This window comes from Puniceicoccales bacterium (assembly GCA_031283585.1).
GTDB lineage: Bacteria > Verrucomicrobiota > Verrucomicrobiia > Opitutales > LL51 > JAIRTH01.
This window is the reverse complement of sequence record JAITBP010000013.1, coordinates 1-23212: the sequence shown is the minus strand read 5'-3', so window position 1 is coordinate 23212 and position 23212 is coordinate 1. Positions and strand designations below refer to the sequence as shown.

22 protein-coding genes are annotated in these 23212 nt (G+C 39.4%); 14 read left to right on the top strand and 8 right to left on the bottom strand.

Annotated features, from left to right (window positions below; genetic code table 11):
• Positions 1–139: 139 nt before the first annotated feature.
• The 4 genes from LBB20_03595 (at position 140) to LBB20_03580 (ending at position 2581) form a co-directional block, all read left to right on the top strand.
• Positions 140–595, top strand: a complete 456-nt coding sequence (locus LBB20_03595) for a hypothetical protein (protein MDR2735883.1) — start codon at positions 140–142, stop codon at positions 593–595.
• A complete protein-coding gene (gene rsmH / locus LBB20_03590) occupies positions 592–1512 on the top strand; it encodes a 16S rRNA (cytosine(1402)-N(4))-methyltransferase RsmH (GenBank protein ID MDR2735882.1) in 921 nt (306 codons plus the stop codon). The genes LBB20_03595 and rsmH overlap by 4 nt, the downstream gene beginning before the upstream one ends.
• Before the next feature lie 2 nt (positions 1513–1514).
• On the top strand, positions 1515–1883 hold the full coding sequence (locus tag LBB20_03585) for a hypothetical protein (protein ID MDR2735881.1): 369 nt from the start codon (positions 1515–1517) through the stop codon (positions 1881–1883).
• A 77-nt stretch (positions 1884–1960) separates the two neighbouring features.
• Positions 1961–2581 carry a hypothetical protein gene (locus LBB20_03580; GenBank protein ID MDR2735880.1) on the top strand — a complete coding sequence of 207 codons (621 nt, stop codon included), beginning with the start codon at positions 1961–1963 and terminating at the stop codon, positions 2579–2581.
• 9 nt (positions 2582–2590) lie between these two features.
• On the opposite strand, the gene dnaJ is transcribed toward LBB20_03580, so the two are convergent.
• Both dnaJ and LBB20_03570 read right to left on the bottom strand, forming a co-directional pair.
• Positions 2591–3727 (bottom strand): molecular chaperone DnaJ, encoded by a 1137-nt coding sequence (gene dnaJ, locus LBB20_03575; protein ID MDR2735879.1) that lies wholly within the window; start codon positions 3725–3727, stop codon positions 2591–2593.
• A gap of 1 nt (position 3728) precedes the next feature.
• A complete protein-coding gene (locus LBB20_03570) occupies positions 3729–4283 on the bottom strand; it encodes a nucleotide exchange factor GrpE (GenBank protein ID MDR2735878.1) in 555 nt (184 codons plus the stop codon).
• Between the two features lie 292 nt (positions 4284–4575).
• Here LBB20_03570 and LBB20_03565 point away from each other — a divergent pair, with 292 nt between their 5' ends.
• From LBB20_03565 to LBB20_03555, 3 genes are all read left to right on the top strand, one after another.
• Complete coding sequence (locus LBB20_03565; GenBank protein MDR2735877.1) at positions 4576–4884, top strand: HU family DNA-binding protein; 309 nt, start codon at positions 4576–4578, stop codon at positions 4882–4884.
• 70 nt (positions 4885–4954) lie between these two features.
• Positions 4955–6112: a hypothetical protein gene (locus LBB20_03560; GenBank protein ID MDR2735876.1), complete on the top strand. Its 1158-nt coding sequence runs from the start codon at positions 4955–4957 to the stop codon at positions 6110–6112.
• 143 nt (positions 6113–6255) lie between these two features.
• Positions 6256–7248 (top strand): hypothetical protein, encoded by a 993-nt coding sequence (locus tag LBB20_03555; GenBank protein MDR2735875.1) that lies wholly within the window; start codon positions 6256–6258, stop codon positions 7246–7248.
• A gap of 11 nt (positions 7249–7259) precedes the next feature.
• On the opposite strand, the gene LBB20_03550 is transcribed toward LBB20_03555, so the two are convergent.
• From LBB20_03550 to mraY, 4 genes are read right to left on the bottom strand one after another with little or no spacing between them, the layout of a single operon-like run.
• On the bottom strand, positions 7260–8543 hold the full coding sequence (locus LBB20_03550) for a hypothetical protein (GenBank protein ID MDR2735874.1): 1284 nt from the start codon (positions 8541–8543) through the stop codon (positions 7260–7262).
• Between the two features lie 11 nt (positions 8544–8554).
• Positions 8555–9151 (bottom strand): hypothetical protein, encoded by a 597-nt coding sequence (locus LBB20_03545; protein MDR2735873.1) that lies wholly within the window; start codon positions 9149–9151, stop codon positions 8555–8557.
• Positions 9152–9173: 22 nt separating this feature from the next.
• Positions 9174–10526: a hypothetical protein gene (locus LBB20_03540; protein ID MDR2735872.1), complete on the bottom strand. Its 1353-nt coding sequence runs from the start codon at positions 10524–10526 to the stop codon at positions 9174–9176.
• Positions 10502–11569, bottom strand: a complete 1068-nt coding sequence (gene mraY / locus LBB20_03535; protein MDR2735871.1) for a phospho-N-acetylmuramoyl-pentapeptide-transferase — start codon at positions 11567–11569, stop codon at positions 10502–10504. The genes LBB20_03540 and mraY overlap by 25 nt, the downstream gene beginning before the upstream one ends.
• A gap of 154 nt (positions 11570–11723) precedes the next feature.
• Between mraY and LBB20_03530 the strand changes: the two genes are divergently transcribed.
• The 5 genes from LBB20_03530 (at position 11724) to lspA (ending at position 19113) form a co-directional block, all read left to right on the top strand.
• Positions 11724–13586, top strand: a complete 1863-nt coding sequence (locus LBB20_03530; GenBank protein MDR2735870.1) for a hypothetical protein — start codon at positions 11724–11726, stop codon at positions 13584–13586.
• Positions 13587–13762: 176 nt separating this feature from the next.
• The gene (gene folP, locus LBB20_03525) at positions 13763–14983 is read left to right on the top strand and encodes a dihydropteroate synthase (GenBank protein MDR2735869.1); all 1221 of its coding nucleotides are present in this window, start codon (positions 13763–13765) and stop codon (positions 14981–14983) included.
• A 102-nt stretch (positions 14984–15085) separates the two neighbouring features.
• Positions 15086–17890, top strand: a complete 2805-nt coding sequence (ileS, locus tag LBB20_03520; protein MDR2735868.1) for an isoleucine--tRNA ligase — start codon at positions 15086–15088, stop codon at positions 17888–17890.
• A 16-nt stretch (positions 17891–17906) separates the two neighbouring features.
• Positions 17907–18650 (top strand): TraR/DksA family transcriptional regulator, encoded by a 744-nt coding sequence (locus LBB20_03515; protein ID MDR2735867.1) that lies wholly within the window; start codon positions 17907–17909, stop codon positions 18648–18650.
• Positions 18631–19113: a signal peptidase II gene (gene lspA, locus LBB20_03510; protein ID MDR2735866.1), complete on the top strand. Its 483-nt coding sequence runs from the start codon at positions 18631–18633 to the stop codon at positions 19111–19113. Before LBB20_03515 ends, lspA begins: the two co-directional genes overlap by 20 nt.
• On the opposite strand, the gene LBB20_03505 is transcribed toward lspA, so the two are convergent.
• Positions 19093–19779: an ABC transporter ATP-binding protein gene (locus LBB20_03505; protein MDR2735865.1), complete on the bottom strand. Its 687-nt coding sequence runs from the start codon at positions 19777–19779 to the stop codon at positions 19093–19095. The genes lspA and LBB20_03505 overlap by 21 nt on opposite strands.
• A 12-nt stretch (positions 19780–19791) precedes the next feature.
• On the bottom strand, positions 19792–20391 hold the full coding sequence (locus LBB20_03500) for a hypothetical protein (GenBank protein ID MDR2735864.1): 600 nt from the start codon (positions 20389–20391) through the stop codon (positions 19792–19794).
• 80 nt (positions 20392–20471) lie between these two features.
• Here LBB20_03500 and LBB20_03495 point away from each other — a divergent pair, with 80 nt between their 5' ends.
• Together LBB20_03495 and LBB20_03490 are read left to right on the top strand one after the other, a co-directional pair.
• Positions 20472–21665 carry a glycosyltransferase family 4 protein gene (locus LBB20_03495; protein MDR2735863.1) on the top strand — a complete coding sequence of 398 codons (1194 nt, stop codon included), beginning with the start codon at positions 20472–20474 and terminating at the stop codon, positions 21663–21665.
• A partial coding sequence (locus LBB20_03490; protein MDR2735862.1) for an LTA synthase family protein occupies positions 21637–23212 on the top strand: 1576 nt, incomplete at its 3' end. The genes LBB20_03495 and LBB20_03490, both read left to right, overlap by 29 nt.

Sequence of the window (23212 nt, the reverse complement as noted above, 5' to 3'; positions counted from 1 at the left end):
ACCAGCATGTATATTACCATTAATAATATGCAACCACAATTCATTACAATAAATTAACAAAATTTTGATACATTTGATATGGAAAAAATTATTGACTTGTGGGACAAAATGGGGGAGAATGTCCACCGTTGGGAGATAAGTGAATTTACTAGAAAAGTCATTTTACGTGGGCCAATTCCAGAGAAATATGGACGATAAACTCCGCATTGCTCTGCCGACAAAATGGCGATCAACCGTTGATAATGAAATTTTTCTGGCACTACCAAATCCCATCGGTTGCATAACAATATACCCACCAAAAATGATAACTCGGCTGGAAGAAAAAGTCGCCGAAGTGAGCCTTGGTGACCAAAAAGGCCAATATGTTCTAGCAAAGCTGTTCTCCAATGCCGATACCTTCAGCTGTGATCAAAAGGGTAGAATAAAAATAGAAGAGCGCATCGTGGACCATGCCGGAATCTCAAACGACGTGCTTCTTGTCGGCAGTTACATGACATTTAACATATGGGAACCAAATAGGTTTCAAAACTACATAAAATGTGTCGACCATCAAAGCGACGAGATGAGCGATATTTTGAAAGGATTGGGACTATGACAAATTCAACACACAACCCGGTAATGCCCACCGAAGTCATTGAATTTCTATCAGCCAGTAAAGGTACAAAATTTCTGGACTGCACATTTGGTGGAGGCGGTCACTCAAAACTCATACTTTCTGCCCTGGATTCAAACGCCCTATGGGCAGTGGACCAGGATCCAGATTCATATACACGAGCGATAGAGTTAAACAGGGAATACAGTGACCGCTTCCACTTCTACCAGATGAACTTCCGGAACATCGACCAACTTAAGACAACCTTCGATGGTATTCTGTTTGACCTGGGCCTATCATCTTTTCAAATCGATTCTCAGACCCGAGGATTCTCTTTCAAATTTCACTCAAAACTGGACATGAGGATGGATAACCAGAGTGGCATCACAGCCCATGAATTCCTCGAAAGTGCATCCATGGATGAACTGATCAAAGCCGTTAAAGATTATGGCGAAGAACGGTTTTGGAAGCGCGTTGTCATGGCCATAATCAAACAGCGAGGGACCGATGTGCTGGTCTATTCAGATTCATTTGCTGACATGCTGAGAAAAATCATACCTCACCTTCCGTACACAAGGATACATCCTGCGACTAAGACATTTCAAGGCATAAGGATAGCGATCAACAATGAACTAGAGACATTGGAAACGGCCATAGAAAAAGCTTTCAATATGCTAAACAATCACGGCCGGTTAGTTGTAATAAGTTTTCATTCATTGGAAGACAGAATTGTGAAAAATTTTTTCAAAAAAGTTTCGGATCAAACCGCAGTAAATACAAAGCACCAGGCTAAGGGAGAAAGCCATTATTATGCTAAGTTGCTCACCAAGAAGCCAATAGTGCCATCCGAAAAGGAACAAAAAAATAATCCACGTAGCCGATCTGCCAAGCTGCGTGCCATTGAAAAACGAGAAATTTAATCATGAATAATAGGTTTATAAACAAAGGAATGTTGGCGGCACTTATACTATGTTCCGCCACGGTAATGTTTTTATCGGCACTCGGTACACTGGTCCTTCGCCAAAAGATATTCATCCATGCAGGCATAGTAAACAGCTTGGAATCAGAATGTAGACGCATCGAGGACAAGAACCTGTCGCTGGTTTCAAAAATAGCCCAGATGCAAACACCAAATTATCTTCGCATACGGCTTGGTAATGACATATCTGTCCCAAAGAAGGAGCAAATCATCCACGTCACCAATTGGGACAAATCTCGGCCAGATAAAGACTCTGCGAAGATTACAATAGACAATAACACTCCGGAGTACACATTTACAGCCAAGATTTAGCTCTAGCCAATCGATTTTGCAATATACATCGAGATTTTGCTTTCTAATTTTTCAATAAAGGATAAAATTCCTAGGTTATGGTTCCGGCTGACAGATTAAATTGGTTGATAAACGAGCTAAGTGACATGGTATTAAAAACTTCCAAAGAAAACCTTGTGGTTCCCGAGGGGATGAGCAGTGCAACTGATTTTATGCTCTCCATGTATTCAGATGCCATAAAAATGTTCGCAGCAGACGAAACCTGTTCGGTGATAATAAATAAATTAATAGATTTCGCCAAAGAGGACAAAATAAGCATGGCTTTGACCAAAATAAGCGAACCCGATGTGTCTGTGTTGGAAAATTTTGCCGAAAATGCGACAACCGAAGACCAGGTTAAATTATGGCAACTACTAACATTGGTTATACCCGATGGAAACCCTAATGCCTACGCCTATATGATGCTAGCAGAGAATGTAGCCGACACAAACCTGGAGGCAGGAACAAAAATGTATGATTTTCTGCTTACACTTTTCCCACACCATCCACTGATATTGATGAACGCCGCTGAATGCTTTTTTGATGCAGAGCAACCGGAAAAGGCCGTTAAATCTCTAACCCATGCAAAAGAGCTCTGTGAAAAAGAACCATCTAACAATATATTCCAAGAGCTCTTGCCTGAAATAAACACTTTGCTAAACGCTATCACCGAAGAGTGATTACCACAACTACTTAAAGCTATCCTTTATTTTATTAAACCAACTGGAGCTCTTAATGGCTTTATGGGCATCGTCGCTGAATGTCATCGCAAATGCCTCTAGTTTTTCACGTTGCTCCTGGGTAAGCTTCTTAGGAACAATTATACCTATATGAACATATTGATCTCCCCGATCATCACTTTTCAGCTTCTTCATGCCATGGCCACGTATACGCATTACCGTACCCTGTTGAGTGCCAGGAGATAATTTTAAAACCGCCTCGGCATCTATGGTTTTGACATTGATCTCACCACCCAGTGCGGCCAGGGTAAATGGTATATCCAGCCTACAATGAAGATCATCGCCATCGCGCTCGAATTCATTGTTATTTTTAATATTTATGACCACATATAGATCGCCGACTGGACCGCCTTGATGGCCAGCTTCACCAAATCCCTGTATTCTGAGTTTCATACCTGAGAATGCACCTGGTGGTATCCTAACTTTAGTAGTTGTTTTCTCCATCACCACTCCCGATCCATTGCACTCGGTACAGGGACTGGATATCTTCATGCCCTGCCCATGACATTCTGGACAAGTCTGTTGAATGGAAAAAAAGCCCTGGGACATAGAAAGCACACCGCTGCCTCCACAGCGTCTACACTTAATAGTCTTCGAGTCATCGGCCGCACCGGATCCATTGCATCGATCGCATTTGACATTGCGATTGTATTTAACTAGCTTTTCAACACCAGTAAAAGCCTCTTTTAGAGATATTTCAATATCATATCGCAGATCAGATCCACTGGATTGGGAATGGGACCGGCTAGCAAATATGTCACCAAAAATTCCACCGCTACCACCAAAAACCTCTCTAAATATATCAAAAGGATCGTGGAATCCACCGAAATGACTACCACCTGCCCTATGGCTACCCGATTCGAAGGCCGCATGTCCATGTCTATCATAGGAAGCACGTTTTTGATCATCACCAAGAATTTCATAGGCTTCGGATATCTGTTTGAACTTTTCCTCAGCGGCTTTGTCACCTGGGTTTTTATCCGGGTGATACTTCATGGCCATCTTCCGATAAGCCTTCTTAAGCTCTTCGGATGTAGCGGTTTTAGAAACACCTAACAGGTCATAATAATCTTGTTTTTCAGCCATATTATTCCTGCTCCGATTTACCACTGGAGACCACCACGGCAGCCGGTCTTAACAGCCTACCATTTAGCATATAGCCTGTACGAACGACTTCAATTATCATGTCACTTGGTACCTGATCACTCGGAACATGGGAAACAGCTTCGTGTATAGTCGGATCAAACTTTGCCCCACTGGGCAATATTTCCTCCAATCCATTGTTTTTCAGTATGGATTTCAATTGATTAAACGCCATAACAAATCCGGATACGGCCGGATCTGCTTGATCAACAGATTTAAATCCTATCTCAAAAACATCCAACACTGGAAACATGGCAGACATTAGAGATGCACAGGCATATTTTTGATATTCATCCCTGTCCCTGGCAACACGTTTCCTGAAGTTATCAAAATCAGCCTGTAATAGAAGCATCTTGGTCTCAAGAGCTGACACCTCGCTTTCGCCGGAGTCCACATCATCAACATCGCCCATGGAACCATCTAAATTCATTTCAATATCCTGCCCTTTATCCAAACAATCCGTTACATTGCGTTGTTCTTCTTTCATATAATCTGTCATTATCACTGGTTACTAATGATTGTAGTTAAGCCAGAAAATTTCAACGTTTTTCAATCAACCGAAGTAATAACTGGTGTCTAATATAAGCAAAATGGTTATTTTTTTACAAAAAATATGTCTAAAATGTATTAAAAATTGATTATTCCATATATTTTTGAGTATTTTATTGAATAAATTGGCAAAAAAACAACTTATATTATTGACTAGGTGGTTATAGGTTTCGATAATTCATAACGTCTTTTCAATCAATTGATTGATAGGAAATTATTAAGTTATATTAAAATTTAAAAATATGAATAAGTCTGAATTAATAAATGAAACGTATAATCTATTAAATAAATGTGATTGTAATGGGATGTGCTCATCTGATCATAAGGTTACAAAAGCATCTGCAGAACATACAGTGAACGTGGTTTTGGATGCAATAACAAATGGTATCAAAAAAGATGGCAGTGTGCAGGTCGTAGGCTTTGGCACTTTCAGTGTCACAAAGCGCGATAAGCGAAATGGTGTTAACCCAAGAACCGGTGCAAAAATAATCATAAAAGCATCGAAAAGCGTAAAATTTAAGCCAGGAACTAAATTAAAAGAGTTGCTGTAGCATGCTCGAGTGGAATATGTTATGGTCAATTTTCGTAAATAATTTGTCTAAATATTAATTAGACGGTATTATGTTACATAAAAAGATTTCGTGTATTGCTGTGCTGATTTCACAGGTGGTTTTTTGTTTTGGAGATGTCAAGCCCATAATCCATGCAAATAACGCTCAGGAATTGATTGATAAATTATCAATGTTGACTAGTGATATAAGCGAAAAAACAATTATTATTATTGGTATAGGTGATACTATCATAGAAAATGGTAGTGATATCAGTGGTATTTCTAAATCCACTGCAGAAAATGAAGATGCATTTATAGCACAGAAAAATATTGAACCAATTAGCCGTGAGCTGATTGATTATCTGAAAGAAATAACTAAAAACCCCAATGGCGAAAATTCTACAAAAATCGTTGGGTTTACATCACCTACTTTGTATACCATTAGCTTTAAGGAAATAGGTCATAAAAACCCTGAAGAAGCAATATATGAAATGCGTATTTCACAATGTAAGAGCGAAACAAATCTTTCATTTTCTAAAATTAGATGTAAAGCAATGGAAAAGTTGGGCATAAAATTTTCGCCATTATTAAAATTAAAAGAAGATACAATAAAAGAAGATACAATTTTACCATTCGTGTATGATTACCTTGATGAACATACAGAAAATTATGAAAAATATAGTCATAAAACCTTTAAATTAGGTTCAGGTAAAACCATATTTTCAGTCGATGAAGTCGATGAAGTTGATGAAATACTTTCAAAGAAAATGTTATGTCCGACAACAAAACCGAATGATATGTCAGCAAAGCAAGTCCAATATTTTAAGCAAAAATCATATAACCAGCTAAATCAGAGTTCATGGTTTATTGAAAAAGATCCTGATGGCACAGTCAGAGAAATATCAGCTACGCCTGTGTTTAGAGACGGAATAATTTTCTCAAATTTTGTACGACGCTCCCATTTGAGAAGGAAATTATATGATTCTGGCGAATCTACAGATTATCCTGATGAGTACAGAAAGGGAGATGTCATTGTTTCATTTTTGAAAGCATTAACACCCAGCTGTGATATTAATGATGTCAAAAATATCTATAGGCGTATTATTATTGTTGATGATGACATTCGCCAACTAAAAAATGCTGAGACAATATTAAGGAACACTCCTGGAATTGAGAATATCGATATCTGGTTGATATTGTTTAACTGGAGAAATTTGGCAATCCAATAATTCAAAAATATTCCCTGGGCATTGGTTGTGCCTATTTTTCGTATATTATTTTAGCAATAAATTCTGGTTGATTCTTTTTTAAAACATGTTAGACATCACAATTTATGTTACTTAAAAATTATATATGTGTGGTTTTGCTTGTTATGCAAGCGGTTATTTGTTCAGGCGATCCAATTGAGGTACGCAGTGGACAGAAATTAGTAGACATGCTAAATGAGTTATATTCCACAGGCCAGGCGGATCCTCTCAATACCATAATGTTCGTGGACATAGATAATACCATCATACGTAGCTCCAGCGATTACTTGAATGGTAATAGCACCAAATGTACTGAAGTTGGTCCTAGTAATAATGCGATACCTGTTAGCCAAGAGTTTATTAATTATCTAATGGAATGTCCCTTTAGGGCCGTTGGATTGACCTCGGCCACTGATCATTTCCTAAGCATAGAACCTATAAACCCCACCGGCAAATATAAAACCGTCATTTCGCCTATAAGATGTGGAACTAATTTAGAACATTCATTGGCAACCATCAGATGTGATGCCATGAATCGACTTGAGACAAATTTTTGGGATCCCTTTGGAAACAGCAATAGTACCGAGGGGCCATTTATTGCGTTGCCATTTATTTTAGATAACATTGATATTAATTACCTTGGTACTAGTAATAATTTTGATCTAGAGGATGGTTCAAGGCTTCTTGTTTTAAAAAGCTCATCCAATGATTATCGTATGTTCCATGAAACACCTGAAAAAATAATAACAGAAATATTAGCTGTTCCTGTATTTCAGGGTGGCATAATTTTTTCAAACTTCATACAACCTGATCGGATGAAATTAATAGATAATTTTCTTCTCCTCCAGGGAGAAAGGAAAGGTGACGTCATAATTTCGTTTCTAAAATTTTCAGCTACGGTACAAAAAGTTGAGAATCTATCTGATGTTTGTTCCACAGTCATAGCCATAGATGACAACCCTGTAATGTTACGAAATATAAAGGAAGCATTGTCAGCCATTGGCATCGAAGTTTTCGACATATGGTTCAATTGGGAGAAAAAAGATAAACCACTCAGACTTATACCACCGAATATTCAACATATTAATCTGCATAATGTCCATTTAGGCACAAAATGAATCTATCGTAGCTATAACAATTTGCGCCAAAGATAGATACAATATGGAATAAGGCAGAACACCAGCTGCGTTATTCCACCGATGGCTATCATCGGCGCCAAACCACAATAGGCACAGGCTAGGGTTTTCGCTACCAGAGAAACCAGCGTTGTTATGGAAATTGTAATCATTACAAATTTGATCGATTTTTCATGTTCAAGAAATGCGCCAACAAACATGGAAACGTTTGTGGACACATACCAAATTCCAAAGGCAATGAACATAACCCTTTCCATATGAACTTGTTTACCAGCCCATAGAGCGATGATATCATTGCCAAACATAATTAATAAAACAGCAAAGCCAATGCTTGCCAACAACGTTTTTACCACACCGGCGAAGAACATTTTTCTCAACGCTGTGTACTCATCACAGCCTATTGCGCCATCGATAACTGACCATAGCGGTTGAAACACATAACTCATAAACATCGCCATGGTAAACAATCTAAACCCAATTTCATACCAAATCACCTGATCAACTCCAATTGCCCAGGTAATTATCACATTGTTAGAGCAGGTGTTCAGCATCGCAACCGTTGCCAGGTAAAAATAACAAAAACCTGAACCCAGCAGTGTTTTTATCGAATTTAATGAGACATGCCTGATGGTGGGGGAAATTCCATGTCGTTTTCTAAAAAGGAAAAAATTGTTAAGTAAATGAGCAATGCATGTGCCTGCGAATGTTGCCATCACAAAAAATATCATCCGCGAACCAGGTGAGGCCATCAGCCATATGCCGAAAATATTGATTAGGTTTCCAAAGATTTGCCAAGTGCTTGCCAGATGGCTCTCGTTTACCGCAAGCCTCACATCGCTTCCAATGGATAAAAATGGCAGAAAAGCATAGTAAAAAATCAGCAAAATCGACAGGTACCGCAGCTCGGATAATTCTAATTTTGTTAACCCAAATATCAGCTCATAGTCCAGCATGTTATTAACAAATAACAGGATAAGCGCCTGGATAATACCCAGAATCAATGCTAAAAAATAGCAGGACGATATGCTTTTTTTTACCGATAAATTATCGATGGAATTTACATATTTATTGATCTCAACGGTCAAACTCCGATTGCCGGATTGGCAGCAAAATGATAAAAATACACCCAGGGAATTGATCGTAATCCAAGATCCAGCCAACCTGGGGCCATATATGCTTATAGCCAACGGTATAGCCACTAGCATTGGCAATGTTGACGATATTTTGGCCAAAAAGGAACATATAGACGCTCCGGTTATATTTCGTTCTAGGTACATGTAAATTACAGCTACTTAGAAAAGCCCTGCCGCTGATGTCTAATGCGTTTGGAGTCCACATCAATCGATTGCTCCACCGATGATTGCCATAGCAAATCCCTTGCGCGTGCATTATCCGGGGAAGTTTGTAAAACCCTGTTGGCAATCTCGACTGCCATATCAAAATCGTCAGAATCAAGGTAGGATTCCCCGACAAGCAACCAATCCTCTATATTTCTGTCTTTTTCTGGGATACATTGGATGCAAAAAATCGCGGTTTCGGCAAATCCAAAACCAAATGCCACTTCACTCAATAGCCTGAGAGCCCACTGACAGGTCGGGCAAGCATCCAGCAAACTTTCCAATTCAGCCAACAATTCTCGGTGTCTTTTTTTAATCCTAATGGCACAAAACACAGCTAATACTGTGTGAATCAACAATTGGAAATATATCTTACTTTTTTTTGTAGGCTTCGTATACTGCCTTATTTTCAGCAGGGATTTCCTTGCATCTATACAATTTGGATTGAGATATAGTACCTCCAAACATATAAACTTCGCATAGATCCAATCCTCACTTTGACACAGGTCATCAATTTTCTCCAAAAATCTTATTTCCCAAGATCTCATCGCCCAAGGCCTTACAAATACACTAATGCATAATCGGGCTATTTGCGATAATATTTTTCGCCATTATCAAACATTCATTTGACACATCATCGGACTCGGATTCGACTAAAATCCTAAGCTTAGGCTCTGTGCCAGAGTATCTTATGACCAACCTACCATTAAACTTCGACAGGTAATCGGAAATATTTTTCAATTCACCGGCCAAAAAAGGAATCTCCTCGATGGGAATTATTTTTTTCACACCAAGGCTGCATTTTTTTTGTGGGTACATTTTTACAAGTTTTTGCACATCACTTGCTTTGATTCCTAAAAATGACATGGCATTGATAACCATGATCGCTGAAAGCACGCCATTGCTTGTACTTTCTAGGTCATTAAACAGCATATGACCGGAACATTCTCCACCAAAGTTTGATCCAATTTCCAACATCCTTCTGGCCACATTTCTATCACCAACAGCTGTTCGCTCGACCACCACACCAAGGTTCCTCAGCGCCACATCAAGTCCCATGTTGCTCATAACCGTCGTGACAATGGTCCTATTCTGGCTCATTTTTTTGCTTTTCATAAAATAATCAGAAATCAATGCAAAAATCTTCTCTCCATCGATCACAATACCATTCTCGTCGCAAATGACTACCCTATCTCCATCTCCGTCATGGGAAATACCAAGGTCCGAGCCATTTGCCAAAACAGCAGCCGAGATAACTTCAGGATATTCGCTTCCAACCCTATGATTTATTTTTTTCGTCAAATCGTCACCAATCACAATAACTTTGCCGCAGACATTTTTATAACATTTTCTGACAAAACTAGATAGAGACCCATTCGCCGCATCCACTGTTATTTTTTTTATTTCGCCATGGGCATTGATTCGAGATGCCATGGACTCCAGGAACAGCTTCGATACTTTTTTAGAAATATCTATTATAATATTCGCCTTGCCTCCCTGGGCATTGCGCTGGCAGGACTCTATACATTTTTCCAATCTTTCTTCAAATTCAACGGAAACCTTTCCGGTTTTGTCAAAAAACTTAATACCATTGTCGTCAAATTGATTGTGAGAAGCCGTTATCATAATGCCAAAATCAGCATCCTCAACCAATACAGCCATTGGCACAGCCGGCGAAGGTACTACTCCACACAAAAAAATGCCATCAGCGGCTATGCTATTGTCTAATAGGGTCTTTTCGATTATCCTACCGCTCTCTCGTGGATCACGGCCAATAACTATCTTCAGCGAAGGACTTTCGGAACAAATACGAAGTGCAAGTATCACCCGGCTAACAACATCCAGGGTTACAGGAAATTCGCCAAATTTACCGCGAATACCATCTGTGCCGAAGTACTTCATACTTTTATAAAAATAGAACAAATTCCAAAAATAGCCAATACAATAGAAATGATCCAGACTCTGGTAACAATTTTCGATTCATGTATTCCACTAAGCTCAAAATGATGGTGTAATGGCGCCATCTTAAATATACGTTTTCCTCGGCTTAGCTTGAAATAGCCAACCTGAAGTATGTCAGACAGGGCCTCGATAACAAATACGCCTCCAACCAGTACAAAGGCAATATACTGATTTATCAGAATCGCAATTGTGCCGATCAATCCGCCCAACGCCAGCGAACCAGTATCTCCCATGAATACCGCCGCAGGATAGGAATTATACCAGAGAAACACGAGGGATGCACCAATTATTGACGAGCATAGCACAGCAATCTCCCCTGCCCCATCCAAATGTGGTACACAATACTTCCTGGCTAATGTTTCATTTCCAGCTACTATAGAAGCCACTGCTAAAAATACCAACGATGAAATCACACAACCTATTGCCAATCCATCCATGCCGTCGGTTAGATTCACAGAGTTACTGCTACCGGCTAATACAAAGAAAAAAAGTATGACTATTAATGCCAGTGATATGGTGTATTCATCATGTATCAGTGGAATGTATATGGTATTTTCAACATTACGCCAGTCATTATTATATGCCATAATGGCGATGATAAATAACGTCATAACCAATTGAAATAGTAGCTTTTGTCGGCCGGATACACCTTTGGTATTCTTTTTTATAATCTTTAAATAATCATCTAAAAATCCTAGAATTGAAAAACAAACATAGGAAAAGAGTGCGGTGCAGGTCAAATAATTCTTAGCAGTAAATTCCATCGAACAAATCAAAGCAGGTATCAAAATTATGAACCCTCCAATGGTCGGAGTATTCTTTTTCGACGAATGGAGGTCTGCTAACTTTTTAACCTCTTCCTTTTTCCTGAAAATCTGCTTTATTTTAAACTGCTTTAGTTTCTCAATAAGGCCACCGGCTAAAACCCCGGCGATAATCAGAGAGAACGAAAAGGCCAATGCACACCTAGATAATACATCTGCTATATAACGGTCGTAATCCATAAATATGAACAAGGATTCTTCATTTCAACAATAAATCATTATTTTACAAGAAGGTAATTTAGTTTAATAAAAGAATAAACTACCATCTGACTGGAGACCATAACAATGAATCTTTTGTCGTTGACGATCATAGGATATTTCACATAATTTTTACATGAAAACAGGTATAATCAAAACCACAATTTTAATAGCCGCTAGTGTATTTGGCTGCGTCATTAATGTACCAAAAATTACTGCCTATGACATCATACCACAGCCACCGGGATTGAATGACCCAGAGTTTTATAAAAAATCACTGGAGTTCGCCAAAAGCAACCTTAAAAAGATCAGTGAACTAAGTAAGACAAACACGGATTCTGATAAATATTTAGACTATCTCAAAAGCTATCTACAGGTTTACAAAAAATTTGAATATAATTCATTAATGAAAGTTTCCAGAAAATTAAACACCGAAGAAATAAATCAAATAAGCAATTTGCCAAACAGCTTTGGTCTTAATGAATATAATGTCAGAATAATAGACTATGAATCAGTGCTCAATGCTTTTAATGAAGAACTTGGAAAAGGTCGTGTGGAGTATTACAAAGCCCTCGCAACAGACGCCAATAACCAGGCCTGGACCCATGAATTACAAATGTTTTTTTTAAATACCGAAGAATTGCTCAAAAAACTTGAAGAGAAAGAAGCTAACAAAAATAAGTACAAACCAGAACCTGGTAAGGCAAAAGATGATAGTGCGTTAGATCAACAAGAATACCAGGCACCATCCGTGGCAAAAGACTCAAAAAGCTCAAAAAGCTCGAAAGACTATTCAGGCATACCGGACAGTATCCTAAAAACCACCGAAGGCACTGTAACATTTAGTAAAGAAGACAAATCCAATCCCAATAAATATTCGATTAGAATAAAATGCATCAAACAGATGATGGAGGAAATCAATTCGGACAGAATAAAAAATAACGACGTTCTGAGGCAGCATTTTGTAACATTTTTAGCCATAAATAAGTTGAGATCGGAGCTAGATGAAAATTATAAACTTAACTTTATTTTTAGCGATAATCCATCGGCCCTTGTAACCAAGTCTAAGACCGATATTAATTTAAACCACTCGGATATTTACTGTGATCGGATGTTAACATATCCGGAATTTTCTGATAACTCGCAGCTAAATATTTTTCTGGGACTATCGCCATTTACAAGTTACTTCAGTGCCATGCCACACGAATTCGGCCATGCTTGGTATGTGTATTTAATACAATCTTTTTGCGGAAAATCCTACGCTAAACATATAGATAAATTAAGAAAATGTTTTCATGGGTTAAAATCATCAACATTTTTAAAAAATATGTTCCCAATAGTGGATAATTTCGTAGGTGATGACATGCTCAATGTCATATCGAGTCTAAAAACATCGAACAATAGCTCCAAATCACTATGTTATTGGTGCAAGAACATTTGGGCTGAAAGTAATCTCAGTACCGAGGACATAAATATCTTTATCAACAAAAATCCCTACGATTGTCGCGATATATTAAATACGATGTGTTATAATTATATTTTTGGTAGCTCTGCCGAAATGGCCCAGGTCCTGGGATTGGCAACTGCCAAAAATGAATCACGTGAAACCATCATATTCGTAAACCGTCTAAGTGACTTTGACTACGATGTTTACAATGACTATCCATTCAGAGCAGTCTATGCTGTGAACAACCCTAATCATTGTATAAAAGATGCCACCATGACAGACAAGAAAATTAAAAAAATTAAAAATTTTGTCGATAATTTCAAAAATGATTTAGAGAATCAAAAAACGATAAAAAAACAGGGGCAAGTGGGTAAATACTTTCACAGATATACCTTATTACGCATAAAAGAATTACGTGATCAGGGAATTGAAACCATTATACCATCAGAAAATGCCATGAAAATGTTCTTTGCTCTACATGGTAAAGACCTGGATGACTATCGAAAGAAAAGGAACGAGATAAAAAACGCAGAAGCAGAAAAGACCGAATAAATCGGTCAAATAAATTCGTTGATATACCACGGCGCCCCAGGCGCCGTCGGGCTTTCCTAAAACAATAATAAACAAGCAGTCACGGTAACCATTCTATCCCAAGTTCTATCATCTGAATTGACATATAGTCCACTGATAGTCATAAATCAGTCTCATAGGTATTGATTTTGATTAAAATGGGAAACCATGGCATGATATGTCTAGCATTGGGCAGCAATCTGGGTAACCGATTCGAAAATTTCAGATCGGCTCTGGCGGAATTATCGAAATTTTTTGATGTTAAAACAACATCACATATAATAGAAACCGAGGCAATATTACCAGAAGGTGCTCCGCCCGAATGGAATATCCCATATTTAAATATGATAGTGGCAGGGAATTCTCACTGTCCACCAACGGAACTTCTTGATAAAATAAAAACCATCGAAGCCAAATTAGGACGTAACCTAAATGCTGAAGTTTGGTCTCCAAGAATCATAGACATAGACATACTTTTTTATAACGATGAACATATAAACACTGAAAAGTTGTCTATTCCGCACAGGCAAATCAAAAATCGGGATTTTATTCAGTTTCTACTAAATGAGATCGGTTACGAAATTCCACAAAATATAAAAACCTATTCGGACCAATATATGGCTTTGAACCATTTTGTTCTTGAGCCAAAAATGGTGGCGATTGTAAATGTAACGCCGGATTCCTTTTCCGATGGTGGAAATTTCCTGGCCGTGGATAGGGCCGAAGCTCACATAAATGACCTATATAACAACGGTGCCCAGGTAATAGAACTAGGTGCCCAATCAACAAGGCCTGGGTACAAAGAAGTTTCTGCCTCGGAAGAGATTTCGCGACTTTCTGAAATACTGGAACGCTGTGGTTATATTGACTGCCTGGGCTTGGATTCTTACCAGGATGATGTGTTGAAAGTTTTGATGAAAAATTACAAATTTAAATGGATAAATGATCAAAAATCTAGGCTTAGCGATGAGACATTGAAGCTAATCGCAGCCAGTGGCGCTAAATTTGTAACCATGCTTCAGCATATGGATGTGGACTGGTTCGCCCAGCGACTGGCCTATCTGGAAAACCTCGGATTGAACCGAGAAAACATCATTATAGATCCGGGTATAGGGTTCGGCAAAACCAGATTACAGAACGTAGAAATCACAAAAAATCTTTCTAGGATCAAAGAATTTGGCTGTGACATTTTGTATGGCCACTCACGGAAATCGTTCATGACGCTTTTTTCCAGTGCCCAGGCCAGTGACCGTGATATCGAAACCATCGCCGTTTCAAACTTCGTTGACGGCATTGCAGATTACCTGCGCATACATAACCTGAAGGATCACATGAAATTTTTCGTAGCAAAGCGTTGCATGGAAACAATGACAAATTAGATCACCTTGTTACCTAGTCTAATATATAACATTATCACGGTTTGGAATTCTTCTTATTGACAGTTTAGTTAAGAACTAAAGACTGCGCGAGATTTTATAAAAATGTCAACGGAATTAAAAGATACATTAAATTTGCCGGTCACGAAATTTCCGATGAAAGCGGATCTTACCAAACGAGAACCGGCTAGAATAGCTCATTGGGAAAACATGGATTTATACAATAAAATTCAAAAAAAGAATGCCCAGGGGCAAAGGTTTATTCTCCACGATGGACCACCGTTTACCAATGGCGACGTGCACATAGGTACAGCATTGAATAAGATACTCAAGGATATCATCCTACGATACAAATCGATGAACGGGTTTAGTACTCCATATATTCCAGGCTGGGATTGCCATGGCTTACCAATCGAACACAAAGTCAGTAAAAAATTAAAAGATGAAAACCGCAGTCTCGATATTGTACATCTCCGCCGGGAATGTGCGAATTTTTCTAAATCGTTTATAGAAAAGCAGCGCAGGCAATTCATCCGGCTAGGCATATTGGCTGACTGGGAAAATGAATACAAAACCATGGATCCGGACTACGAATCTGTTGTCCTGAATTGCTTTGCAGACTTCGTCGAAAATGGGCTTGTATATAGAAAAAAGAAACCGGTATATTGGTCCATTCCATGTAAAACAGCTCTGGCCGAGGCAGAAATAGAATACAAAGATCACAAAAGCCCATCTATTTACGTTAAATTTAAAGTCAGCGACCAATGTACCCAAAGGTTAGCATTGCCAAGCAACTCCTATGTGGTGATTTGGACAACAACGCCCTGGACCATACCGTCCAATATGGCCATAGCTGTACATCCAGATCTTAATTACCTGGCTCTAACCAAGGACGATGAAACATTTATAATTGCTGAAAAATTGGTTGATCAATTCGCATCAGCCTGTGACATAAAAATAAAAAATTTCAAAAAAATCCTCACACTGCCCGGCAGAGGCCTCGAAGGTGTGGTAGCAAAACATCCGTTGATAGAAAGAGACAGCAAAGTGATTCTGGCAGATTATGTCAAGGATGATGCAGGAACAGGCTGTGTTCATACTGCTCCTGGCCATGGATTGGAAGACTATGTGACCGGCCTAAAGTACGGAATTGATGTTTATAGTCCATTGGATGACGATGGCTGCTATGTGGATGATGGGCAAATCCCTTCGGATCTTGTAGGCCTAAGCGTTCTAGATATTGATGGCAAGTGCCAAGCAAATGACGCCGTCATCGAAAAACTCAGGGCTGCCAACGCACTGCTTGGATTCCATATTGTCGAGCATCAATACCCGTTCTGCTGGAGGTCAAAAACACCAGTGATATTCAGAGCCATGGACCAATGGTTCATCGAAGTCGACGGCCGGGTAAAAGAAATGGCATTGAAAGCCATAAAGACCGTAAAATGGATACCAAGCTACGGTGAAAATCGTATCATCGGTGCAGTGACATCACGGCCAGACTGGTGCATAAGCCGACAAAGAACCTGGGGAATCCCCATACCAGTATTTTTTGATGAAACCGGCAACTCATTGCTAGATGCCAAGCTAATCCGGGCCCTGGCCGAAAAAATATCCAAATATGGATCGAACTTTTGGTTTGAATCCTCGACAGAAGAAATTCTATCCGGGATTGATCTACCGCCGCCATGGCAGGGTAAACAATTGATCAAAAGCACCGATACACTGGACGTATGGATAGATTCCGGTGTGAGCCACAGAGCGGCGCTTCACAACAGAGATGTTCTCTCCTTTCCATCCGATATGTACTTGGAAGGCAGCGACCAACATCGAGGTTGGTTCCAATCTTCGCTGCTTACCAGTGTGGTTGTCAATGGCGGCTGCGCCCCCTATAAGGAAGTCCTAACCCACGGATTCGTCGTTGGTGAAGACAAGAAAAAAATCTCTAAAAGTGATGGTAAACCACAAACGGCAGACGACTATGTTAATAAATTTGGCACGGATATTCTGCGGCTATGGATTGCCTCCGAAGATTTTAGAAATGATGTGCCATTATCCGATGACATATTTACCAATGTTATCAGCAGCTACCGATCCCTGAGGAACACCATAAGGTTTCAAATAGGAAATCTTTACGATTTCGATGCACCAAAACATGCTGTCGACCAAAAAGATATGACATCGATTGACAAATGGATCATGCATAAAACTAGGATTCTAATAGAGCAATGTACCGAATGTTACAATGACTACAATTTTCACAAAGTCTACCAACTAATCAACAATTTTTGCTCGATAGAATTGTCCGCCAAGTACCACGATATCCTGAAAGATAGACTCTATACTCATGGTCCAAGTTGGTCCACCAGAAGGTCTTCTCAAACAGCTATTCATTACGTACTAAATTCGTTATTGAAATTATTAGCACCAATTCTTATGTTTACCACCGACGAGGCCTTGAGTTTTATGATAAATAGTTGCGAATTTTCCGACATATCCATACATCTTGCCGACTGGCCAAAATGTGATGATTGGCTGGATTTTTCCGATGAATCCGCCGAGGTTGACTCCATAATGCAAATCCGAGATAGGGTTAATGAGCAGCTAGAGTTGCTCAGAAAAGAAAAAAAAATAGGACAATCCCTGGATGCAAAGGTCAGTATATATTGCAATGGTTGGAATTTCGAATTGCTTCAAAAACATACTGATGAATTGGAAGAATATTTCATCGTTTCAGAAGTATATTTGGAAGAAAGTGATGTGTTTTCTGTAAAGGCAGAACCAAGTAAGCTCGAGAGATGTCCAAGAAGCTGGAGGAGAGTCGCAAAGTTTGTATATGCTGGTAGGTTTGGCAGGGTGTCTGAGCGTTGCCTAAAAGCACTTAAGGATAAATACATGGAAGAATTTTAACCTATAATTTTCTATTATGGCTAACAAAAAATTTTCACCAAAAAAGTCTAGAGGCGTAAACCGTGATGCTATTATCGAGATGGTTAAGAACCGACGCAGTTCTATAATCAAACACGATAACCGTGGGTCCAACTATTTTTCGATGGAGGATGTGATGGACATTATACAAAACAGATCCAAGGAAGGTACCGGAACGGTCAACAATGTAAAGGTACAGAATAAACAAAAAATTGTGGAAAAAATCAGGAAAGAAAGCAAAAACATCGTTGTGTCCGCCGCCGGCATCGCAGATATATTGGGCTTCAATCCTTCGACACAAAAAAGCAAACCCGAAGATAAAAAAGCCAAAAATGTGCCGGCAAAACTAAAGATCCATTATGATAACCTGTTGATACTCAAAGAAATAATACAACATAAATTGAATAATAATGAAATTCCAAGCAAACTATTACGGAAAAATGGTGGATTCAATCCAGAGTTTGCTTTTACGATGCTACCACCGGGCATCGAGGCTTTACACGAAATTGACGCAGCCTTGGACAGAATAGAAAACAATGCATTCGGCATCTGCGAAATAACCGGCGAACCCATATCAGACGAAAGGTTGGCGATTTTCCCCTTTACAAGATATTCGGTTGAAGGGAAAAAGGAACATGAACGGCAAATTGCAGTGAAAGAAAAAATACAGTACAATGGAGCATTTGCAGAAGACATCGATGGTGGATTTAATCTTTATGATAATGAAACCACAGAGGAATAATTTTTGCAAATTCTGGACGACATTGCTCATTTTATGTACCTTAGATCAAACCACTAAATACCTAGCCAGGACCCAATGTTTTGGCCAATGTGCGTTTCCTATCACTATCTTGGAGAATTGGATATATTTCGTACCATCGTTTAATACCGGTGCCGCCTGGGGAATGTTCAGTAAAAACGCCCGGGCTCTTGGTATGCTTGGATGCCTGGCTTTGGTGGCAATTTTTTTAGCAAGAAAAAGGCTGGAACTTTTTACCAATCAATACGTCTTTGGTGCCATATGTGGAGGCATCATCGGCAATATCATCGATAGACTGGTGTTTGGATGCGTCACAGATTTCATAGACGTAAATCTGCAAGTATATAGATGGCCAACGTTTAACGTAGCAGACAGCGCCATATGCATCGGCGTGATTTATTACGCCATAAAGACCCATTTTAAATCAACTAACAATTGCCAATGACCCATTGCCCAATCTATAAATCCTGTTAGTCATTTTTGCAAACCTATCATTGTGGGTGACCAATATCAGAGAAACCCCGTCTGAATCACATAAATCCAAGATCATTTTCATGATAGAGGCTCCGGTTTTTTCATCCAAATTACCGGTGGGCTCATCGGCCACAATCACCGCTGGATTGTTTATCATAGCCCTTGCTATGGCCACCCGTTGGCGTTCGCCGCCGGACAATAAACTCGGCAAACTATAACATTTATTTGCCATTCCTAGTATTTCCAATAGCTCCAGGGCCCGGATTTTAGCACTAGGCAAGTTCTTTCCGGCCAATCTAGAAGGTAACAGCACATTGGCCAATACGCTGATCTCATTGATTAGACAGAAGTCCTGGAATATAAATCCCAAAAATTTTGACCTAAAAATGGCTAACTTACTATCTGACAAGCTGGTTATATCAAAGCCGTTCCAGATTATGGTTCCCTCATCTGGCCTATCCAGTCCAGCCACCAGACTCAGCAATGTGGTTTTCCCGCAACCGGACTCACCGATAATACTCATGCTCTTGCCGCGCAGTACATTAAAACTCACACCACCGATGACCGATAGGGCCTCGGCTCCGGTCCCAAAACGCCGAGAAATCGCATTGACCCTAATGATATCATCGTCGCTCATAGTTTATCAAAATCAGCGATGTCTCTCGCCGCTCCAGGTGGTAAATTTTCCGGCTGAATCGAACAGACTGCGAGCCATGCAATTGGACCTCGTCGACCGTAACGCGGTGATATAACCACCAATCGGATCATACTTGGCAAGACTAAACCCTGGCATATGCTTCGGCACAACAGGTTTTGTTTGCAGAAAAATAGTTCGCTCCGGGTCCAAAAGCTTAACCTGCTCAACACTAATAGAATCAATAACATCGGAACCCTTTGTCATGGTAAAAAAATCACCCATACTTTTGGGACATACCACCCTATCATAGGCACCATTTGTCTCCATTGCAAAGCCCAAACTTGTATATGAAAACGTACTAACTCCTTCCATCAGAGATGAATAAGCTCGCAAAAATAGCATAGCTATGCGGAGGCCAACCACCCGGCCAGGACCTTCGCAAAAGACCATTTTGCTAAAAAAATACTTCTCCAGCACAGATTTCAAAAAATCGAAAATCATCATTGGTTCATCGCAGACAAATGAATCCACAACCTGCCATCTGACAACGACGAAAACAAAACTTTTTTGCGTTGCCGTGTCTATCACAAGGTATGCATCTTCTAGGGCCATGGCATACCACTAGGGAATAACCAGGAAATTACTATCGAAAAATTTTGAAAATTGTCAAAAAATGGTTATATTATAACACCATGTGTCCAGCTGAGATAGTGTTGGTCTGCAAGGATTTTTGGCCCGACACCCAGGCCACAAGCCAATTATTTTCCGATCTGATCTACCATCTCACCGAAAAAGGTCACCATATTTCTGTGATATGCGGATATCCCATGGCCTCGGAATGCAAATTCGATGAAACTCAGCCACTTGGGAAAGTAAAAATCACCCGCATTGGACCAAAAAAGCCATCGAAGAAAAATATACTATGCAGACTATATCATTACCTTGCGTTTTCGCTGTGCCTCGGGACCCATATGTTCAAGTACCGCCATAACAAGGTGATAGCGCTTACAGCACCACCATTTCTACCGGCCTGGATCTATATATTACAAAAATTATTCAAGTTCAAATACAGCCTGTTCATTCTCGACCTATACCCAGAAATATTGACAGGATCAAAAATTTTTAAACCAAATATTTTTTTAATAAAAGTATGGAAGTATTTGAATAAAAAGGCATTCTATCATGCAGATAGAATATTTGTTCTTGGTCGAGACATGGAAAACGTGCTGAAAACCTCCTATGGCCTAGGTGAAACCGTTTATTATTTCCCACACTGGAGCCAAACCAACGGAAAGCTAATAAACTTCGAAGATACCTACCTAATCAATAGGTTAAATCTCAGGTCAAAATTCGTGGTCCAGTATTCAGGCAACATGGGATTGCTGCACGATATGGACTCATTCGTTCTCGTGGCAAAAACATTGGCAAGCTATGAGCAAATCCACTTCCTGTTCATTGGCAGTGGGAAGCGCAAAAAGAATGCCCAAAAATTATCCACCAGAATGAAAAACATAACCTGGCTGCCCCAGCAATCCAAAGCCCATCTGGCCGAAACCCTTGCGGCCTGTCACGTCGGCCTTGTTTCGCTTCGAGAAAGCATGCTCGGCTATGCCGTACCAAGTAAACTGTATGGAATCTTAGCCGCGGGCCGGGCTGTAATTGCAATGGCACCAAAGGGTTCTGAAATTGAACAGACCATTACCGAAAGTAACTGCGGAATTGTCACCACTGGAATACAAGATACAGCAACAGCAATCCTGGAATTGTACTATAATAGAGAAAAATTGGAACAGCTATCAGCCAATGGCCATAGGGAGTTCTTGAAAAAATACACATTGGCCAATGCCATTGTCAGATATGAACAATTATGCACAAACGGCTTATAAGTGGCTGATAAATTTCATCCATCGTCATATTTACCCAATCTCTTTAATCCTTAGCTTTGCTCTGGAAGCATTTGTGGTTCAAGAATTGACCATTCCTTCGCTTCATAACAATATTACAAACGCACTGGCAACAAAGTTGCTAAGAGCCCTTATAAATCTATCCTTCTCGACTTTTCTTGTCTCAGTGTTTTTTGGGAAATGCCGAGTTCTATTATATATTGTTAGTATACTTGAATTTATTCTATCACTCGTATTCCTAACCTACTATGGATATTTCAAAGTACCAATAACACTGACCGTCATAATTTCTCAAATCCACGAGTTTATAAAAATATCTGACGTCGCCATCCCATTGATAAGTCCAACGGTATTCCTGATGTTAACCCTATCATTGCTTATAAAGTTCTTTATAATCAGCAGGTTAAAAAATAATAATTACAAAACCAATCCATTTCTTATCCTTCTATCGCTGATTTTTTTGTCATTTCTTATTCAAATATCATTACAATCCACTCTTCAGCACAATTTCTTATATGTACTAGATATGGACGACAGGATACCTGAAGCCTATGGCTACTTGAACGCTTTTACCATCAGTGGATTAAATATGTTAAATAATGGCCAAAATTTTTGCCTAACAACACAAAAATTATACAATGACCGTCGAAATGACACACAGCTATATGCACCAATAAAGCCATTCAAAAACATCATTGTGGTACAGGTTGAAAGCCTGGATTACTCGGTCCTAGGCATGGAATCCAATGGTAAAGAAGTAATGCCTTTCCTTAATTCAGTAACAAAGTCAGCCATTGTAAAAAAAATCTTCTCGAGACACCATGGCGGGTCGGCAAACTCAGACTACCAGTGTTTGACCGGAGCTGAATCACCAAAAATCTACACCTATGCATTGCACACTAAACTGGATTTCTCCAAATTTGAAACTTTGCCAAGGAAGTTTAAAAAATTCAAATCCGTATCATATCACGGCTGCACTGGTAGCTTTTTCTCAAGGAAAATTCCCTACACAAAAATGGGATTCCAGGAAACATACTTTTTGGAAGATTTCGAATCGATTGGATTCAAGGGGTCCAAGATGGGAATACTCGATGGCGATGTGTTTAATTTCGCCATAGACAGGTTAAATACTAGCAAAAATGACCACAATTTCATTTTCATAATAACCCTCACGAGTCACTGTGATTTTGATATGACTCCATCGAAAAATGTATATCCAGAAGGCGAAGACGATGCCCTATGGAAAAAATACATCAATAGCATAAACTACGTCGATCAATGCTTTTGTAAATTATACGAAAAAATGCCAAAGGACACCGTCCTGGTTCTCTACGGTGACCACTGGTCCTATACTGATTACGATGGAGTAAGCATGGATGAAGTACCTCTGGTGATATTTCAAAAAGGCAATGACATCCACAATGGAATTATTTTGAAAACAACCAACGATAGCATCAAATTGCACGATATCCATTGGATAATCTGCGACCTAATGACCAAATATTCCAGTCCACTTGAGGAACCCAGTA

Excerpts from the sequence above, each read along its gene's own strand:
- rsmH (MDR2735882.1), top strand. The coding sequence starts at position 592 with ATGACAAATTCAACACACAACCCGGTAATGCCCACCGAAGTCATTGAA.
- LBB20_03585 (MDR2735881.1), top strand. The coding sequence starts at position 1,515 with ATGAATAATAGGTTTATAAACAAAGGAATGTTGGCGGCACTTATACTA.
- LBB20_03580 (MDR2735880.1), top strand. The coding sequence starts at position 1,961 with ATGGTTCCGGCTGACAGATTAAATTGGTTGATAAACGAGCTAAGTGAC.
- dnaJ (MDR2735879.1), bottom strand. The coding sequence starts at position 3,727 with ATGGCTGAAAAACAAGATTATTATGACCTGTTAGGTGTTTCTAAAACC.
- LBB20_03570 (MDR2735878.1), bottom strand. The coding sequence starts at position 4,283 with ATGACAGATTATATGAAAGAAGAACAACGCAATGTAACGGATTGTTTG.
- LBB20_03565 (MDR2735877.1), top strand. The coding sequence starts at position 4,576 with ATGAATAAGTCTGAATTAATAAATGAAACGTATAATCTATTAAATAAA.
- LBB20_03560 (MDR2735876.1), top strand. The coding sequence starts at position 4,955 with ATGTTACATAAAAAGATTTCGTGTATTGCTGTGCTGATTTCACAGGTG.
- LBB20_03555 (MDR2735875.1), top strand. The coding sequence starts at position 6,256 with ATGCAAGCGGTTATTTGTTCAGGCGATCCAATTGAGGTACGCAGTGGA.
- LBB20_03550 (MDR2735874.1), bottom strand. The coding sequence starts at position 8,543 with ATGTACCTAGAACGAAATATAACCGGAGCGTCTATATGTTCCTTTTTG.
- LBB20_03545 (MDR2735873.1), bottom strand. The coding sequence starts at position 9,151 with ATGAGATCTTGGGAAATAAGATTTTTGGAGAAAATTGATGACCTGTGT.
- mraY (MDR2735871.1), bottom strand. The coding sequence starts at position 11,569 with ATGGATTACGACCGTTATATAGCAGATGTATTATCTAGGTGTGCATTG.
- LBB20_03530 (MDR2735870.1), top strand. The coding sequence starts at position 11,724 with ATGAAAACAGGTATAATCAAAACCACAATTTTAATAGCCGCTAGTGTA.
- folP (MDR2735869.1), top strand. The coding sequence starts at position 13,763 with ATGGGAAACCATGGCATGATATGTCTAGCATTGGGCAGCAATCTGGGT.
- ileS (MDR2735868.1), top strand. The coding sequence starts at position 15,086 with ATGTCAACGGAATTAAAAGATACATTAAATTTGCCGGTCACGAAATTT.
- LBB20_03515 (MDR2735867.1), top strand. The coding sequence starts at position 17,907 with ATGGCTAACAAAAAATTTTCACCAAAAAAGTCTAGAGGCGTAAACCGT.
- lspA (MDR2735866.1), top strand. The coding sequence starts at position 18,631 with ATGAAACCACAGAGGAATAATTTTTGCAAATTCTGGACGACATTGCTC.
- LBB20_03505 (MDR2735865.1), bottom strand. The coding sequence starts at position 19,779 with ATGAGCGACGATGATATCATTAGGGTCAATGCGATTTCTCGGCGTTTT.
- LBB20_03500 (MDR2735864.1), bottom strand. The coding sequence starts at position 20,391 with ATGGCCCTAGAAGATGCATACCTTGTGATAGACACGGCAACGCAAAAA.
- LBB20_03495 (MDR2735863.1), top strand. The coding sequence starts at position 20,472 with ATGTGTCCAGCTGAGATAGTGTTGGTCTGCAAGGATTTTTGGCCCGAC.